The organism is Streptomyces sp. S186 (genome assembly GCF_051603415.1).
Classification (GTDB): Bacteria; Actinomycetota; Actinomycetes; order Streptomycetales; family Streptomycetaceae; genus Streptomyces.
In genome coordinates this window covers 6,443,847-6,459,986 of the sequence record NZ_CP193932.1, presented here as the reverse complement: position 1 = coordinate 6,459,986, position 16,140 = coordinate 6,443,847, and the positions used below count along the sequence as shown (strand labels likewise).

At 74.1% G+C, this 16,140-nt stretch carries 14 protein-coding genes and 1 pseudogene; 4 read left to right on the top strand and 11 right to left on the bottom strand.

The features are described from left to right. Positions 1–2 precede the first annotated feature (2 nt). Complete coding sequence (locus ACRAS8_RS27860) at positions 3–443, top strand: subtilase-type protease inhibitor (protein WP_438488741.1); 441 nt, start codon at positions 3–5, stop codon at positions 441–443. A 116-nt stretch (positions 444–559) separates the two neighbouring features. On the opposite strand, the gene ACRAS8_RS27855 is transcribed toward ACRAS8_RS27860, so the two are convergent. The 10 genes and pseudogenes from ACRAS8_RS27855 to ACRAS8_RS27810 form a co-directional block, all read right to left on the bottom strand. Further along, the gene (locus ACRAS8_RS27855; protein ID WP_438488740.1) at positions 560–1,624 is read right to left on the bottom strand and encodes a S1 family peptidase; all 1,065 of its coding nucleotides are present in this window, start codon (positions 1,622–1,624) and stop codon (positions 560–562) included. 384 nt (positions 1,625–2,008) lie between these two features. Continuing rightward, the gene (locus tag ACRAS8_RS27850; RefSeq protein WP_438488739.1) at positions 2,009–2,977 is read right to left on the bottom strand and encodes a slipin family protein; all 969 of its coding nucleotides are present in this window, start codon (positions 2,975–2,977) and stop codon (positions 2,009–2,011) included. Positions 2,978–3,109: 132 nt separating this feature from the next. Continuing rightward, positions 3,110–4,025 (bottom strand): annotated as a pseudogene (locus tag ACRAS8_RS27845) (S1 family peptidase). Between the two features lie 264 nt (positions 4,026–4,289). Further along, positions 4,290–5,096 carry a DUF1684 domain-containing protein gene (locus ACRAS8_RS27840; RefSeq protein ID WP_438488738.1) on the bottom strand — a complete coding sequence of 269 codons (807 nt, stop codon included), beginning with the start codon at positions 5,094–5,096 and terminating at the stop codon, positions 4,290–4,292. Between the two features lies 1 nt (position 5,097). Continuing rightward, a complete protein-coding gene (locus tag ACRAS8_RS27835; RefSeq protein ID WP_438488737.1) occupies positions 5,098–6,417 on the bottom strand; it encodes an NtaA/DmoA family FMN-dependent monooxygenase in 1,320 nt (439 codons plus the stop codon). Beyond that, complete coding sequence (locus tag ACRAS8_RS27830; protein WP_438488736.1) at positions 6,417–7,451, bottom strand: LLM class flavin-dependent oxidoreductase; 1,035 nt, start codon at positions 7,449–7,451, stop codon at positions 6,417–6,419. Before ACRAS8_RS27830 ends, ACRAS8_RS27835 begins: the two co-directional genes overlap by 1 nt. 79 nt (positions 7,452–7,530) lie before the next feature. Beyond that, positions 7,531–8,499, bottom strand: a complete 969-nt coding sequence (locus tag ACRAS8_RS27825; RefSeq protein WP_438488735.1) for a transporter substrate-binding domain-containing protein — start codon at positions 8,497–8,499, stop codon at positions 7,531–7,533. Positions 8,500–8,585: 86 nt separating this feature from the next. Continuing rightward, positions 8,586–9,347 carry an amino acid ABC transporter ATP-binding protein gene (locus ACRAS8_RS27820; RefSeq protein WP_438488734.1) on the bottom strand — a complete coding sequence of 254 codons (762 nt, stop codon included), beginning with the start codon at positions 9,345–9,347 and terminating at the stop codon, positions 8,586–8,588. Continuing rightward, on the bottom strand, positions 9,344–10,276 hold the full coding sequence (locus ACRAS8_RS27815; protein ID WP_438488733.1) for an amino acid ABC transporter permease: 933 nt from the start codon (positions 10,274–10,276) through the stop codon (positions 9,344–9,346). The genes ACRAS8_RS27820 and ACRAS8_RS27815 overlap by 4 nt, the downstream gene beginning before the upstream one ends. Then, complete coding sequence (locus ACRAS8_RS27810) at positions 10,267–12,807, bottom strand: ABC transporter permease subunit (RefSeq protein WP_438488732.1); 2,541 nt, start codon at positions 12,805–12,807, stop codon at positions 10,267–10,269. Before ACRAS8_RS27810 ends, ACRAS8_RS27815 begins: the two co-directional genes overlap by 10 nt. Positions 12,808–13,306: 499 nt before the next feature. On the opposite strand from ACRAS8_RS27810, the gene ACRAS8_RS27805 reads away from it, so the two are divergent. The 3 genes from ACRAS8_RS27805 (at position 13,307) to ACRAS8_RS27795 (ending at position 14,824) form a co-directional block, all read left to right on the top strand. Further along, positions 13,307–13,813 (top strand): GNAT family N-acetyltransferase, encoded by a 507-nt coding sequence (locus ACRAS8_RS27805; RefSeq protein WP_438488731.1) that lies wholly within the window; start codon positions 13,307–13,309, stop codon positions 13,811–13,813. Then, positions 13,810–13,995, top strand: coding sequence for a hypothetical protein (locus ACRAS8_RS27800; RefSeq protein WP_438488730.1), 186 nt, complete (start codon positions 13,810–13,812; stop codon positions 13,993–13,995). The genes ACRAS8_RS27805 and ACRAS8_RS27800 overlap by 4 nt, the downstream gene beginning before the upstream one ends. A 379-nt stretch (positions 13,996–14,374) precedes the next feature. Next, entirely contained in the window at positions 14,375–14,824 is a 450-nt protein-coding gene (locus ACRAS8_RS27795) for a cell division protein SepF (protein ID WP_438488729.1), read from the top strand. 54 nt (positions 14,825–14,878) lie between these two features. Here ACRAS8_RS27795 and ACRAS8_RS27790 read toward each other — a convergent pair whose 3' ends face one another. Continuing rightward, positions 14,879–16,072: an acyl-CoA dehydrogenase family protein gene (locus tag ACRAS8_RS27790; protein WP_438488728.1), complete on the bottom strand. Its 1,194-nt coding sequence runs from the start codon at positions 16,070–16,072 to the stop codon at positions 14,879–14,881. Between the last annotated feature and the right edge of the window lie 68 nt (positions 16,073–16,140).

The following is a 16,140-nucleotide window of genomic DNA, read 5'->3' as shown; positions in this document are numbered from 1 at the left end:
TCATGCGGTACATCACTGGGGCGGTCGCACTCGGCGCGGCGCTGGTTCTGGGCGCACTGTCCACCACCGCGCAGGCCGCCGCCGCACCGGCCCAGCCCGCCCGGACCGGTGGCCTCTACGCGCCCACCGAAATGGTCCTGACGATCGGTCAGGGCGACAGCCGCGCGACCACCACGTCGCTGCGCGCGGCGACGCTGAGCTGTATGCCGACCGCGTCCGGGAGCCACCCGTACGCGAAGGCCGCCTGCGCCCAGCTGCGTTCGGTCGCCGGTGACTTCACCAAGGTGACCGACGCCGCGGGCCAGCGGATATGCAACAAGATCTGGGACCCGATCGTGGTCACCGCGGACGGTGTCTGGCAGGGCCGCCGGATCTCGTACACCCACGTCTTCGCCAACTCCTGTGAGATGGCGGGCGGCAAGGACATGGTCTTCGAGTTCTAGTGCCGGAGCGCCGGCGCAAGGGCGCGCCGACGTGACGGAACGGCACCGGCCCCCGGACGAGGAGAGCGTCCGGGGGCCGGTTCGCGCCGCTGGCCGGAGCCGATCGGCCGTTCGGTTCAGCCGATCTGCGTGCCCGTCGCCTGGAGGGCGGCCGGCACCGGCTGGAAGAAGGTCTCGCCGCCCTGGGAGCAGTCGCCGCTGCCGCCGGAGGTGAGGCCGAGGGCGCTCTCGCCGTCGAAGAGGGAGCCGCCGCTGTCACCGGGCTCGGCGCAGACATCGGTCTGGATCAGACCGTCGACCGTGCCCTCCTGGTAGTTGACGCTGGCGTTCAGCGCCTTGACGGTGCCGTCGTGCACCTGGGTGGTGCTGCCGGACCGCTGCACCTTCTCGCCGACGGTGGCGTCCGCGGCCTTGGTGATCTTCTGGGTGCTGCCGTTGTAGAGGTCGACCTCGCTGGGGTGGTCGGTGTTGCCGGTGTACTTGGCGATCGAGTAGTCGTTGCCGGGGAACTTGGAGTCCTCGGTCGTCGCGATCGTCTGGCCGCCCTGCTGGTCGGACCACTCCTTGACGGCGTTGCCGCAGTGGCCGGCGGTCAGGATGTACGGCTGGCCGCCCTTGGTGACGTTGAAGCCGAGCGAGCAGCGGGCGCTGCTGCCCCAGATCGCGTCGCCGCCGGCGATGAGGGGCTTGAACACGCCCCGGGTGTGCCGGAGTTCGACGGTGTCGCCGAGGCTCCTGGCGACCTTGGTGAGCCGGTCCAGCTTGGCGCCGGTGACCGTGCGGTCGGCGGACACCACGACCTTGTTGGCCCTGGGGTCCATCGCCCAGGCGGTGCCGGGGATCGTCGCCCGGTCCTTCAGCGTCCGCCGGGCCGCGTCGAGCTGGGCCATCGAGTGCTTGACGATTCTGGCCTCGGCACCCTTGGCCCGGACGGCCGCGGCGGACGCCTCGTCCACCACGTTGACGACCAGCTTCTGTGCCCGGGCGTCGTAGAACGCGCCGGCCGTACCGGACTTGAGCTGGGACGCCAGGGTGGTCGCCGCGGCCGGGGAGAGCCTGGCCGTCGTGGGGGCGGGGGCCGCGTGGGCGTTGGCGAGGGTGACGGTCGCGGTGGCGGCGAGCGCGAGCGCGCCCGCGCCGGCCAGCATCGCGCGGCGGTGGGATATGCGTCGGTGCGTCAACTCAGTGCCTCCCGTGGGGGGATGGGCCCGGGACTGTGGGGAGTCGGGCAGGCCCGAGAGTGAGGTGCGAGTCCGAGCACGGACGGGTCGGCTCCGTGGCGGCCGCCGCGTCGCGTCGCGTCCATGCCAACGAGCCGAGTATTCCCATCCGTCCCACTCGTGCACAAGACCGGGTTCCGGTCTCCGGTACGGGAGTTCACGATTTCGGCACGCGTCGTTCACACCGATATGCGCGCGTTCATTTCCCGAGTGCGGACATCAGAGGGCGGACGGCGCCGCCGGGGGCGCGCGAAGTGTGAGGGTCGCACCTGGCCGGAAAACGCCCCCGGTTTTCCGCTACGGAGCGGAAAACCGGGGGCGGGGGAGAGGCGGTGCCCCGGGCTGTTACGGGAGGTTCTCGGCCTCCGGGAGGTCCTCCAGTGCCGGCAGGACGTCGTCGGCACGGCCGCTCTCCACCGGGGCCGGAGTCGGGGCCGCCGGGGCCGAAGGCGGGGTCGGGGCCGCCGGGGCCGGGGTCGCGTCGGGGGTCTCCGGCCGCTGCGCGCGGGCGCGTTCGGCCTCCGCCTCGGCGTGCGCGGTCTGCGCCTGGGCCTGGAGGCCGGAGCGCTCCAGGAACCGCAGCAGCTCCACGGGGAACGGCAGGACGAGGGTGGAGTTCTTCTCGGCGGCGACCGCCACCACCGTCTGCAGCAGCCGCAGTTGCAGCGCGGCGGGCTGGTCGGACATGGCCGCGGCGGCCTCCGCCAGCTTCCGCGACGCCTGGAGCTCGGCATCGGCGTTGATCACGCGGGCCCGGCGGTCCCGGGTGGCCTCCGCCTGCCGGGCCATCGAGCGCTTCATCGTCTCCGGCAGTGAGACGTCCTTGATCTCGACCCGGTCGACGCTCACGCCCCAGCCGATGGCCGGGCTGTCCATCATCAGCTCCAGGCCCTGGTTGAGCTTCTCGCGGTTGGACAGCAGATCGTCCAGTTCGCTCTTGCCGATGATGGACCGCAGCGAGGTCTGCGCCATCTGGGAGACCGCGAAGCGGTAGTCCTCGACCCGGACGACCGCGTCGGCGGCGTCCACGACCTTGAAGTAGACCACCGCGTCGACCCGGACGGTGACGTTGTCCCGGGTGATGCCCTCCTGGGCCGGCACCGGCATCGTGACGATCTGCATGTTGACTTTGCGCATCCGGTCGACGCCCGGGATGATCATGGTGAAGCCCGGGCCGCGCGGCGGGGAGGTCAGCCGCCCCAGGCGCAGCACCACACCGCGCTCGTACTGCTTGACCACCCGTGCCGCGGCCATCAGATAGACCGTCCCCGCGGAGGCCAGCGCCATTACGGCCGCCACCACTTCTCCGACCATCACGGCCCCCTGACATGTGCCGTCGCGTCGTCCAGGTCGCCTTGTCTCCCATGGTAGGCCCGGCCCGGCGGCCCGGCCCAGAGGCCGGTCGAGGCGTGCGGTGGGGCCGCCGGGCCGGGCGGGATCAGCCGGTCAGTAGACGCTCACGCCGTAGGCGCTGAGCGCCTCGGTGACGGGCTGGAAGAAGGTGGTGCCGCCGCTGGTGCAGTCGCCGCTGCCGCCGGAGGTCAGGCCCAGCGCCGTGGAGCCGGCGTAGAGGGGACCGCCGCTGTCACCGGGCTCGGCGCAGACCGTGGTCCGGATGAGGCCGGAGACGATGTCGCCGTTGCCGTAGTTCACCGTGGCGTTCAGGGCGGTGACGCGGCCGCTGTGCACGCCGGTGGTGGAGCCCCGGCGGGTGACCGTCTGGCCGACCGTGGGGTTCCCGGCCCTGGTGATGCGCTGACCGCCGACCGTACTGGGGTGCGCCAGCGAGGTGTTGGTGTACTTCACGATGCCGTAGTCGTTGCCGGGGAAGCTGGAGCCGGTGGTCGGCCCGATGGCGGTGGAGTGGGCGGAGTTGGTGTACCACGGCGGTTTGCCCTCGGTGCAGTGACCCGCCGTCAGGAAGTAATAGGTGCTGCCGCGGCGGACGTTGAAGCCGAGCGAGCAGCGCCAGCTGGGCGCGTAGATGGCGTCGCCGCCGGAGATCAGCTTGCGGATCCGCCCCGCGGTGCGCTCGATCCGGAGCGCGCCGGCGTTGCTCCCGGCGGCCTGCCGGATCTTCGCGAGCTGGGCCGTGGAGACGGTGCTGTCGGCGGTGACCACCAGGGTGTGGGTCGCCGGGTCGACCTGCCAGGCGGTGCCCGCGACGTCCGCGGCGCGGACCGCGTCGCCCGCGGCGGTGAGCCGGGCGGCACTGAACGTTTCGGGGGCGGGGGTGTGGGCGCCGGCGGCGGTCGGGACGGCGACGGCGACAGCGCCGACGGTCAGCAGTCCGGACGCCACGGCGATCAGCCGGGTGCGTCTCTGTACGCCGCTGCGGGGGGGTGGTGCGCTCGTTCCTCACTGATTCCTCCGAGGGGGATCGGGGGCCGCCGGTGGGCGGCCGGTGAGGCGCAGCCGAGGGGCGCGCGGACGCGCGCAGGGGAGACCCCCGCATTCTTTGCGTGCCCCTGACAAACGCTCCTGAGCGGGAGTCTCGGGCGCGGCGTCCCGCCGCGCAAGAGGGAGGACGCGATTCCGCGCCCGCGCACCACCCCGCCGGGCGCCCCCAACGCGCCGCCCCGGCAGCCGGGTTGGGGACTGCCGGGGCGGCGGGGCGGGGTCCGGCTCAGCGGAAGAGCGCGCTCCGCTCCCCCGCCCGCAGGGCGAACGGCAGGGTGTTGCCGGGCGGCGGGAAGGGGCAGAGGAAGTGCTCGGCGAAGGCGCAGGGCGGCAGCTGGGTGCGGTTCAGGTCGACCGGCACGGTGCCGTCGGCGGCCGGCGCGGGCGGCCGCAGGAAGCGGAAGCGATAGCTGTCGGCGCCGCTGGTGGCGTCCGCCAGCACCGCCCACAGCGAGCCGTCCGGCTCCACCGCGACCTGGAGGGTGTGCTCGTCGCCGTCGAGGGTGAAGGCCAGCTCGCCGCCCAGTTCGAAGCCCCGCTCCCGCCCGTCGGCGTTGGCCACTTGGACCGTCCGCCGCGCGGCGTACGGGCGGAACAGGCCCGGCCGCACCCAGCGCTCGTCGTACGGGTGGGCGTCGAGGCCGGCGAAGGCGCGCCGGGCCGGGGACTCCGGGTCGAAGTCGCGGACCGCCCACAGCCCCTCGCGGCACAGCACCACCAGGCGGCGCGCCCCGTGGCGGACCCGGGCGGCCGCGGGCCCGGCGTCCTCGCCGAGCCGGTGGGTGCCGGCGGCCGGTGCGCCGTCCACGGTGAGGCCGTCCCCGGGCGCGGCCTCCAGGACCACCGCGGTGCCGTCGGCGGCGGCCGTCCAACGGCCCGGCAGCCCGTCGATCCGGCCGTCGGGGTGGTCGGCGAGCCAGTGGGTGCCGGCGAGCGCGAGCGGGCCGTACGGGCCGGTGACCGCGGCCAGGCGCGCCTCGTGCCACTCCTGCCACTGCCGGGCGGCGTCCGGCGGGGTCGTGCTGCTGGTCATCTCAGTCCTTCCGTGCGGGGCGCGCCGGTTCCGGCAGCCCCAAGTGGGAGCGCAGGGTGGTCCCGGTGTATTCCGTGCGGAAGACGCCGCGTTCCTGGAGCAGCGGGACGACCCGCTCCACGAACGGGTCGAGGCCGCCGGGGGTGAGGTGCGGGACGAGGATGAAGCCGTCGGCGGCGTCGCTCTGCACGAAGGCGTCCATCTCGCGGGCGACGCTCTCGGGGGTGCCGACGAAGGACTGCCGTCCGGTGGCCTCGATGACGGTCTCCCGGATGGACAGCCCCTTGGCGCGGGAGAGCGCCCGCCACTTGTCCGCGACGGCCTGCGGGTCGGCGATCCGGACCCGGCCCCGGGCCAGCTCGCCGTCCGGGTCCGGGTCGGTCTCCGGCAGCGGCCCGTCGGGGTCGTAGGAGGACAGGTCCACTCCCCAGACCTGCTCCAGGGTGAGCAGCGCGGTCTGCGGGGAGACCTGCCGGCGGCGGATCTCGGCGGCCGCCTCCTGGGCCTCGGCCGCGGTGTCGCCGAGGACGAAGGTCACCCCCGGCATGATCTTGAGGTCCGCGGGCCGTCGCCCGTACGCCGGGAGCCGGCGCTTGACGTCCGCGTAGAAGGCCCGGCCGGCCTCCAGGCCGCTGTGCCGGGTGAAGATCACGTCGGCGGCCGAGGCGGCGAACTCCCGGCCCTCGGCGGAGTCCCCGGCCTGGATGACGACGGGGTGGCCCTGCGGGCTGCGCGGGAGGGCGAACTCGCCGCGGACGGTGAAGTGCGGCCCGCGGTGCCCGACCCGGCGCGGCGCCCCGCCGTCCACCGCGGAATCCCACAACTCCCGTGCCGTGGCGAGGAATTCGGCGGCACGGGTGTAGCGGTCGGCGCGGTCGAGGTAGCCGCCGCGGCGGAAGTTCTCCCCGGTGAAGGCGTCGGAGGTGGTGACGACGTTCCAGGCGGCCCGGCCGCCGCTGAGGTGGTCCAGGGAGGCGAACCGGCGGGCGAGTTCGTAGGGCTCGTTGAAGGTGGCGCTGACCGTGCCGGCCAGGCCCAGCCGCTCGGTGACCGCCGCCAGGGCGTTCAGCACGGTGAGCGACTCGGGCCGGCCGAGCACGTCGAGGTCGTGGATCCGGCCCTTGTGCTCGCGCAGCCGCAGCCCCTCGGCCAGGAAGAAGAAGTCGAACAGACCGCGCTCCGCGGTACGCGCCAGGTGCTCGAAGGAGGCGAAGTCGATCTGGCTGCCCGACCGGTCATCGGCCCAGACGGTGGTGTTGTTGACGCCGGGGAAGTGCGCGGCGAGGTGGATCTGCTTGCGGGGGCGGGGGTCGGAGCCCATCAGGAAGCCTCCCGGGCGAGGGCGTAGATGCTGGCGGGGCGCGGCAGGCCGAGGTGGGCGCGCAGGGTGGTGCCCTCGTAGGAGCGGCGGAGCAGGCCGCGCTCCCGGAGGAGCGGGACGGTGCCGTCGACGATCCGGGCCAGGTCGCGGGCGGGGTCGGCGGGGCGCAGGTGGAAGCCGTCGGCGGCGCCCTGGGCGTACCAGTCGCCGAGCAGGTCGGCGAGGCCGGCGGCGTCGGCCGCGGACTCCAGCTCGACCGGCAGCGAGGCCAGCACCAGCAGGGCGCCGGGGTCGCGGCCGTGCGCCGCCGCCCGCTCGCGCAGTGCGGCGCGGGCGGCGCCGGCGGTCTGCGGGTCCTCTGCCCGGACCAGCGCGACATCGGCCCGGGAGGCGGCGACCTCCCGGCGGGCCGTTCCCTCGGGCCCGCCGGTGTCCCCGGTCGCGTCGACGACGGTCACCGGGCGGCCCTGCGGCGGGCGGGGGACGATGGACGGCCCGCGGACCGAGAAGGTCCGGCCGGTGAAGTCGACGTAGTGGAGCTTGTCGCGGTCGACGAAGCGGCCGGTGGCCCGGTCGCGGATCTCCGCGTCGTCCTCCCAGCTGTCCCACAGCCGCCCGGCGACCTCGGCGACCTCGCCGGCCTCCGGCCACACCTCGGCGGGCGGGGCGGCCGGGCGCCGCCCCACGAGCGCGGCCTCGGCCTCGGTGGTGGACACCTCCACCGTCCAGCCGGCCCGGCCGCGGCTGACCCAGTCCAGGGTGGCCACGGCGGTCGAGACGTGGAACGGCTCGGTGTGGGTGGTGGTCACCGTCGGGACCAGCCCGATCCGCCGGGTGGCCGGCGCGACCCGGGCGAGCACCGCGAGGGCATCCGGGCCGGGGCCGCCGAAGCGGTCGCCGAGGGTGACGAAGTCCAGGGTGCCGCGCTCGGCGAGCCGGGCGAGCGCGGCGTAGTGGGCGGCGTCGGGGCGGGGCGGGTCCTGCGGGGCGCCCAGCGCGACGGCCAGCCGCGGCGGGTGGTGCGGTACGGGCATGGTGTGGAGCCTTTCTGTGCGGTACGGGGCCGGTCGTGCGGTACGGGCCGGTCTGTGCGGTACGGGCCGGGCGCCGGGTTCAGTCGGCGGTCCTGGGCAGTCCGGGCGGGTTGATCCGCGAGGTCGCGACGGCCTCGCCGGACAGCCCCCAGCGGGCCAGCACCCGGGCGTAGCGGCCGTCGGCGATGACCTTGCGCAGGGCCGCGGCATACGCCCCGGCCAGGCCGCTGCCCTTGCGGGTGGTGGCGGCGATCTCGCCCCGGAGGTGGGCGCCGCCGCCGGAGAAGGTGCCGGCGATCTCGGTCCGGCCGGCGGCGGCGACGTGGTAGGCGACGGTCGGGTTCGGGGCGAAGTAGCCGTCGATCCGGCCCGATTGGAGCGCGAGCTGCACGTCCGAGGGCTTCTGGAAGTACTTGACGTCCACCGGCTTGCGGCCGGCCTTCTCGTCCTCCCGGCTCCAGTCGAGGAGGATCTTCTCCTGGTTGGTGCCGGAGCTGACGGCGATGGTCCGGCCCGCGACGTCCGCGGGGCCGCGCACCTTCCAGCCGCTGCCCTTCCTGGCCTCCATGGCCAGCTGGTCGAGGCGGTAGGTGGCGAAGTCGTACTTCTCCTTGCGCTCCTCGGTGACGGTGACGTTGGCGAAGACCGCGTCGAGCTTGCCACTGTCCAGGCCGACGAAGAGGTTCTCCCAGGACAGCGGCTCGAAGCGGGGCTTCAGCCCGAGGGTGTCGGCGACGAGGGTGGCCAGGTCCTCCTCGACGCCGATGAGGGTGGTGTCGTCGGTGGCGTAGAAGGTCAGCGGAGGGCTGCTCTCGGCGCCCACCCCGATCCGCAGTTCGCCGGTCCGCCGGACCCGGGCGGGCACCAGCGCGGCGCTCCCCGGGTCCTCGGTGCCGCGGATGCGGTGCTGGTCGGGGCCGATGTTGAGTTTCGGGCCGCCGTTCCCGGCGGCGACCTCCGCGTTCGCCGCGTCGCCGGTGCCGCAGGCGGTGAGCAGGACGGACCCGGCGGCGAGGGCGAGGACGACGGCGAGCGTACGGCGGATCACGGGGGTGCCTCCTTGGGGGCGGCGTACGGGGGCGGCGTACAGGGGCGACGGGCACGTCGGAAGAACAAGAAGAACAACAGGACCTTTCACAGGACCTTCGAGAGGAAGGCCCGGGTGCGCTCGTGGCGCGGGTGGTCGAGCACCTGGGCCGGCGGGCCCTGTTCGACGATCCGTCCGCCGTCCATGAAGACGACGGTGTCGGCGACCTCGCGGGCGAAGCCGATCTCATGGGTGACGACGATCATGGTGGTGCCCTGGTGCGCCAAGTCCCTGATGACGTCCAGAACTTCGCCGACCAGCTCGGGGTCGAGCGCCGAGGTCGGCTCGTCGAAGAGCAGCAGCCGGGGTTCCAGGGCGAGCGCCCGGGCGATGGCGACCCGCTGCTGCTGGCCTCCGGAGAGCTGCCGGGGGTAGGCGTCCGCCTTCTCCGCGAGGCCCACCCGGGCCAGCAGCCGGCGGGCGGTGGCCTCGGCCTGCGCGCGCGGGCGGCGCTGCACCGCGACCGGTGCCTCGACGAGGTTCTCCAGCACCGTCAGATGCGGGAAGAGGTTGAAGTTCTGGAAGACGAACCCGATCCCGGTGCGCTGCTTGAGGATCTCCCGCTCCCGCAGCTCGTACAGCCTGTCGCCGGATCGCCGGTACCCCACCAGCGTCCCCTCCACGCTGATCCAGCCGCTGTCGACCTTCTCCAGGTGGTTGATGGTGCGCAGCAGCGTGGACTTGCCCGATCCGGACGGGCCGAGCACCACCGTCACCTCGCCGGCCGCCACCTCCAGGTCGATTCCCCGCAGCACCTCCACGGCGCCGAAACTCTTGTGCACGGACCGGATTTCGACCATCGCGCTCATCGCGCGGCCCCCTTGGCGTAGTGGCGTTCGACGTAGTGCTGGAGGACGGAGAGCACGGTGGTGAGGAGGATGTACCAGGCGGTGGCGACCATCAGCAGGGGCACCACCCGGCCGTTCCGTCCGTAGACGACCTGGACCTGGTAGAAGAGTTCGCCGATCGCCATCACCGAGACGATCGAGGTGCCCTTGAAGAGGGAGATCACCTCGTTGGTGGCGTTCGGCAGGATCGAGCGCATCGCCTGCGGCAGCACGATGCGGCGCAGCCGGCGCAGCCGCGGCAGGCCGAGCGCGGCGGCGGCCTCCACCTGCCCGCCGTCCACGGCCTGCACTCCGGCCCGGACGATCTCCGCGGCGTACGCGGCCTGGTGCAGCGCAAGTCCCAGGACCGCCGCGCCCATCGCGCCGACCAGCCCCATGGTGTCGAAGTGGAAGAAGCCGGGGCCGAACGGGATGCCGAAGTCCAGCCGCCGGTAGAGGTAGGCGAGGTTGAACCAGAACAGCAGCTGGACGATGAGCGGGATGGAGCGGAAGGCCCAGACGTAGCCGAAGGCCACCCAGCGCAGGAACGGGCTGGCGGACAGCCGCATCAGGGCCAGCACCAGGCCCAGCGCGAAGCCGAGGGCGGTGCCGTAGACGGTCAGCTGGAGGGTGACCCCGACCGCCTTCAGTACCGTCCCGCTCGCGAAGAACCGGGCGAACACCCCCCATTCCCAGGCCGGGTTGGTGAGCAGACCGTGGGCGAACTGGGCGAGCAGCACCGCGGTCACCGCGATGCCCGCCCAGCGCCAGGGGTGGCGTACGGGGACGACCTTCAGGGCCGCCGGATCGTCCGGTTCCGGTGGTCCGGCGCGCCGTGGGACGGGCCGGGCGTCCGGGGCGGGGCCGGCGGCGGGATCGCCGGCGAGGGCGGAGTCGCTGGTCAGCGGCATGGGCAGTCCTCGGGGGTGAGTGCGGGGACCGGGACCGGTGGGGCGGTGCGGTCGCGGAGGAGGGTGAGCAGGGCGCGCGCCGTCGCGTCGTTCTGCCGGAGGGCGGGCGCGTTGGTGCGGGGGCGGACGAAGGCGCCGCTCGACCGGGCGTCGGTGTGCGGGCCGAGGGCGAACCGGCGTGGGTGCGGCCGGCCGGCGCGGTACAGGATCCGGCCGTCGGCCGGGTCGACGGCCAGCAGCCCGCCGGCGGTGGCGCGGGCGCCGTCGGTGTGCAGGGCGTGCAGCAGCCGGTCCGTGGTGCGGGCCACGGAGGGTTCCGGCAGGCGCGCCTCCACCAGGGCCCGGGCCGTGGTCCCCGGCCCCGGCAGGCTGGTGGACCGGGCGCGGAACACCCCGCGGGCCTCGTCGGCGGTGACGGTCAGCCCGGCGCCCAGGAAGCGCACCACCCCGGCCCGGGACAGCGCCGACAGCTGCCGCAGCCGGGGGCCGGGCGGCCCCGAGGCGAGGAAGCTGAAGAAGCCGTGCCACCAGGGCCCCAGGTCGCCGAGCCGGGTCAGCTGGCCGTAGACCGACAGCAGCGCGAGGAAGACCGCCAGGTCGGGGCTGTGCGCGGGGTCGTGGCGGCGCTTGAGGTCGGCCTCGATGTGGGCGCGCAGGCCGGCCTGGAGGGCCGCGTCGTCGGTGTAGCGGACGCCGTCGAGCGGATGGTCGAGCGCGTCCGGGTCGAACCGGTCGGCCGGGTCGGGGACGGCGGCGGAGACCAGGGCCCGGAGGGCGGCGCCGCCCGGTTCGCAGGCGGCGTACTTCTCCTCGAAGTCCGGCCACGCCATCCGGGTGCGGTCGGCGTGCGCGGTGAACAGCCGGTGGTAGTGGGCGAAGCCCAGCTCCTTGTCGATCAGCGGCCGGACGTCCCGCCCGAAGTCGATGCCGCCGGGGCGGGCGAGCAGCGCGTCGGCCTCGGCGGGCCCGAAGAACCGCGGCAGCGGCGGCCGTTCACCGGACAGCGGGTAGCCGATCTTGGAGTGGTAGGGGACCCCGCGCCGGGACCCGACGTGCAGTACCGGTTCCCGGCCCGAGGGGTGATAGGTCAACTCCCCGCCGGGGCCGGTGGTGTACGTCCCGCCGCGCCCCTCGGTCAGCAGCACCATCAGGTCGACGAAGGCCAGCCCGAAGCCGCGGACCAGCACCGGCTCACCGGGCCGCAGCACGCTCAGGTCGCTGTCGGCGGTGAACGCCGGCGGCAGGTACGTCAGCCCGTGCCGGGCCGCGAACTCCCCCAACTCCCGTTCCGCCGGGCCCGGTCGGGACTCCAGATGGCCGAGCGTCAGCACGACCGCGTCGGCCGGCAGCGGGGCGGCGCGGCCCGCCAGCCACACCTGCTGGCGTCCGTCGCGCGGGCCGGAGACGCGCACCGCCCGCGTCCGGTGCGCGTGCACGGTGACGCCGGGCGGCAGGGCGGCCACCGTGTCCTCGTAGGCCCAGCGGAGGTAGCCGTTCAGCAGCCGGCGCCCGGCGAAGTCCCGCGGGCCCAGCGCCGCCGCGGCACCGCCGGGGCCGGGCGGGGCGGGCAGCCGTCCCTCCCGCACCGCGCGGGCCCACTCGGCGAGCGAGGGCCCCGGGCGCACAGGACCGGCCTGTTCGACGGTCTCGTCGGTGAACATGGTGACGTCCTCGGCCGTGGAGTTCATCCACAGCAGCGGGGACTGCTCCCGGCGCCAGATCCGGCCGCCGCCGGGCGGATGCGGATCGACCAGGTGCAGGTCGAGCGGCGCGTCGCCCCACAGCTCGGGGGCGTTGGCGGCGATCCGCTCCAGCACGCCGGTGCCCCGCGGGCCGGCGCCCACGATCACCACGGACGGCCGGGCCGGGTCCTGCGCGGCCGGGCTCACCGGGCACCCGCCGTGCCGCCGCATCGCCTGCGGCAGCACGATCCTGCGCAGCCGCCGCCCGGCCCCCAGCCCCAGCGCCTGGGCGGCCTCGGACTGGCCCCGGTCGACGGAGAGGAGGCCGCCGCGGACCACCTCCGCGGCGTAGGCGGCTTCGTGCAGGGTCAGTCCGATGACGGCGACGGCGGCCGGCGAGAGCAGGTCGACGGTCCGCACGCCGAGCACGACCGGGTACAGCGCCCCGATGTTGAACCAGAACAGCAGCTGCACCAGGATCGGCATCGACCGGAACAGCCAGACGTAGCCCCAGCCGATGCCGCGCAGCACGGGGTTGCCGGACAGCCGCAGCACGGCGAGCAGGGTGCCCAGCGCGAAGCCCAGCACCATCACCACGGCGGTCAGCCAGAGCGTCAGGCCCAGGCCGCGCAGCACGGCGGAGGTCAGGAAGTAGTCGGCGACCACGTCCCATTGGAAGGCGGGGTTGCGGACCGCGGAGGCGAGGGCGAGCGCCAGCAGGGCGAGGAGGACGGCGGCGGCCGCCCACTGGCCGGTGCGGCGGCGCGGCACGATGCGCGGGGCGGCGCGGTCCGGTGGGCCGGGCGGCGCCGCGGGCAGGGCGGGGGTGTCGAGGGTGCGGGAGGGCATGCGAAGGCTCCGTGGACACGTGGGATCCAGCACGGGAGTTGAGCGCCTTCACACAGGCGGAACGGGTCGCGCCCCTCAGCACGACCGGTCCTTGAGGCTATGGGGAGGGCACCGCCGCTTGTCAAGGGCCGGCCGGACGCGGGGCGCTCGGTGAGCGATGGATCACGTCGTGGTTGACGCGGAAACGGATGCCTGTTCCACTTGGTCGTATGCATCCACGGCAGCGGCTGGTCTCCCGTGACCACATCGACTTCGGTCGCGTGTGGTCGTCCTCCTGTTGAGCTGACCCCCTGCCCCTGTGGCCCGCCGTTCCGGCCGGGCCCTTTCCGCGGTTCTGCCTTCCCCGCCGCGCGCCTTCACACCCGCGCCGCCGTCCGGCGCACCCCTCCCCTCGTACCACCGCGCACGCTTCCTCTCGCAACTCCCCTGTCCCCGCCCCCCGTTCATCCGGCACGCTCGGACACCACCGAGCACCGCCACCGACCACGGAGGCGCCCCGATGTCCGTCGCGCCACGGCCGCCCCGCGCGGCCCGCCTGACGCTCCATCACACCACCGTCACCGACCCGCTCGCCCGTCCGCTCCTGGACGAGCTGACGCACGAATACACCACCCGCTACGGCCGTCCCGTCGACCTGAACCGGGAGTACCCGGCCGCCGAATTCGCCCCGCCCGCGGGGGCGTTCCTGCTGCTCCTGGAGGACGGCGTCCCGGTCGCGGGCGGCGCCTACCGCCGTCACGGCCCGGACACCGCCGAACTCAAACGGATCTGGACGCACCACGCGCACCGCCGCCGCGGCCTGGCCCGGCGCGTGCTGACCGCCCTGGAACAGCACGCCGCCGCCCGCGGCTACACCCGGATCCACCTCACCACCGGCCCCCGCCAGCCCGAGGCCCGGGGCCTCTACCTCGCGGCCGGCTACCGCCCGCTGTTCGACCTGACCGCCGACCCGGAGTCGATCGGCCCGCTGCCGTTCGAGAAGCACCTGGAGACCCCGCGCCCATGACCCGCCGCCGTATGCCCGCCGCCACCGCGCTGCGCACCGCCACGCTCCTGGTCACCGCGGCCCTGACGGTCACCGCCTGCGGCTCCGGCGTCCCGGCCGGCGGCGCCCGGGACGCCGGGCCGGCAGCGGCGCAAGCCGGGATCCCCACCACCGACGTCGTCTCCGGCGTCCGGCGATCCTGAAGAAGTGGGGCACCACCTCCTCCGCCCTCACCACCTCGCGGATCAGCCCGCCGGAAATCCACTGACCCGGCGGTACCGCCACGGGCACAATCCCTGGTCCGACGCCCTGGGATGTGTCCGAAACCGCTCGCGAGCCGTGACCGCTCCCCCCGTTCCCACCCCCGTCGACCGACCGGAAGCACCCCGTACGTACCGATCGTGACGCCATTCGTACTGTCAGTTCACCCACGGGGCACACGAGCTGACGGTGCACCACCCTCTTTGCACCAGATATGTCACGAACCCCCCGTGCGGCGGCTATCCGCTTGGCACACCCTCGCCCTCATGGACGACGATAGGGAGAACGGAACACACCCGCCGCGAGTGAGAGGAGGCGTCAATGGGATCGGTACGCAAGGCGAGCGCCTGGCTTGGCCTCGTCGACGACAACGATGACGAGCGCTACTACGACGACGACTACGCCGAGGGACCCGAGTCCGCCGACTCGGGCAGCGGTCCCTGGGTGACCGACCCCCGGGTCCGGGTGGCCGACGAGGCCGCCCGCACCCAGGGCACCCGCATCGCCACGGTCACCCCGGCCTCGTTCCGGGACGCCCGCGGCATCGGCGAGCTGTTCCGGGACGGCGTCCCGGTGATCGTCAACCTGACGGCCATGGAGCCCGCCGACGCCAAGCGCGTGGTGGACTTCGCCGCCGGCCTCACCTTCGGTCTGCGCGGCTCCATCGAGCGCGTCGCCACCCGGGTGTTCCTGCTCACCCCCGCCGACTACCAGATCGTCACCGGCGAGGCCCGTACGCACCGCAACGGCGGCTTCTTCAACCAGAGTTGACGAGTCTGCGGATGTCCTTTCCGGCCGGGGGGTGCGCGCCGGAAACGGGGGCGCTCACCGGAAGGCGTCGAGCCCGGTGAGCGCCTTGCCCAGCACCAGTTGGTGCATCTCCGCGGTGCCCTCGTAGGTCAGCACCGACTCCAGGTTCGTGGCGTGCCGCATGACGGGGTATTCGAGCGAGATCCCGTTGGCGCCGAGGATCGTCCGCGCGGTGCGGCAGATGTCGATCGCCTCGCGGACGTTGTTGAGCTTGCCGAAGCTGATCTGCTCCGGCCGCAGGGTGCCGGCGTCGAACCGCCGCCCCAGGTGGTGCGCGAGCAGCACCCCCTTGTGGAGCTCCAGCGCCATGTCGGCCAGTTTGGCCTGGGTGAGCTGGAAGCCGCCGATGGGCCGGCCGAACTGTTCGCGGGTCCGCGCGTAGTCCAGCGCCGCGTCGAAGCAGGCCCGCGCCGCCCCCATCGAACCCCAGACGATGCCGTAGCGGGCCTGGCCCAGGCACCGCAGCGGGGCGCCCAGCCCCCGGGCCTCCGGCAGCACCGCGTCGGCGGGCAGCCGCACCCCGTCCAGGACCAGCTCGCTGGTGACGGAGGCGCGCAGCGACCACTTGTGCCTGATCTCAGGGGCGGCGAAGCCGGGGCTGTCGGTGGGGACGACGAAGCCACGGATGCCGTCGTCGGTGTGGGCCCAGACCACCGCGACGCCGGACACCGACCCGTTGGTGATCCACATCTTGCGCCCGGTCAGCACCCAGTCCGTGCCGTCCCGTTCGGCGTGGGTGCGCATGCTCGCGGGGTCGGAGCCGTGGTCCGGCTCGGTCAGCCCGAAGCAGCCGATGACCTCGCCGGCGGCCATCCGCGGCAGCCACCACTGCTTCTGCTCCTCGGAACCGAACCGCCAGATCGCGTACATGGCCAACGATCCCTGCACGGAGACCAGGGAGCGGATGCCGGAGTCGGCGGCCTCCAGTTCCAGGCAGGCCAGCCCGTACTGGACGTGCGAGGCGCCGGCGCAGCCGTAGCCGGTCAGGGACATCCCCAGGGCGCCGAGCGCGCCCAGTTCGCGGGCGAGTTCGCGGACGGCGGGGAGTTCGCCGCGCTCGTACCAGTCGGCGATGTGCGGCAGGACCCGGTCGGCGGCCCACTGGCGGACGGTGGCACGGACCGCGCGGTCCTCGTCGGTGAGCAGGTCGTCCAGGCCCAGGGGGTCGCTGGGGTCGAACGGCGGGAGCGGGGACGGCGTTGCGGGCATGGCGGGTCCTCCGGCGGATTCGGCGCGCGAAAAACTAGCAGCGGTAGTTACGCGCGTCCGACGGTACG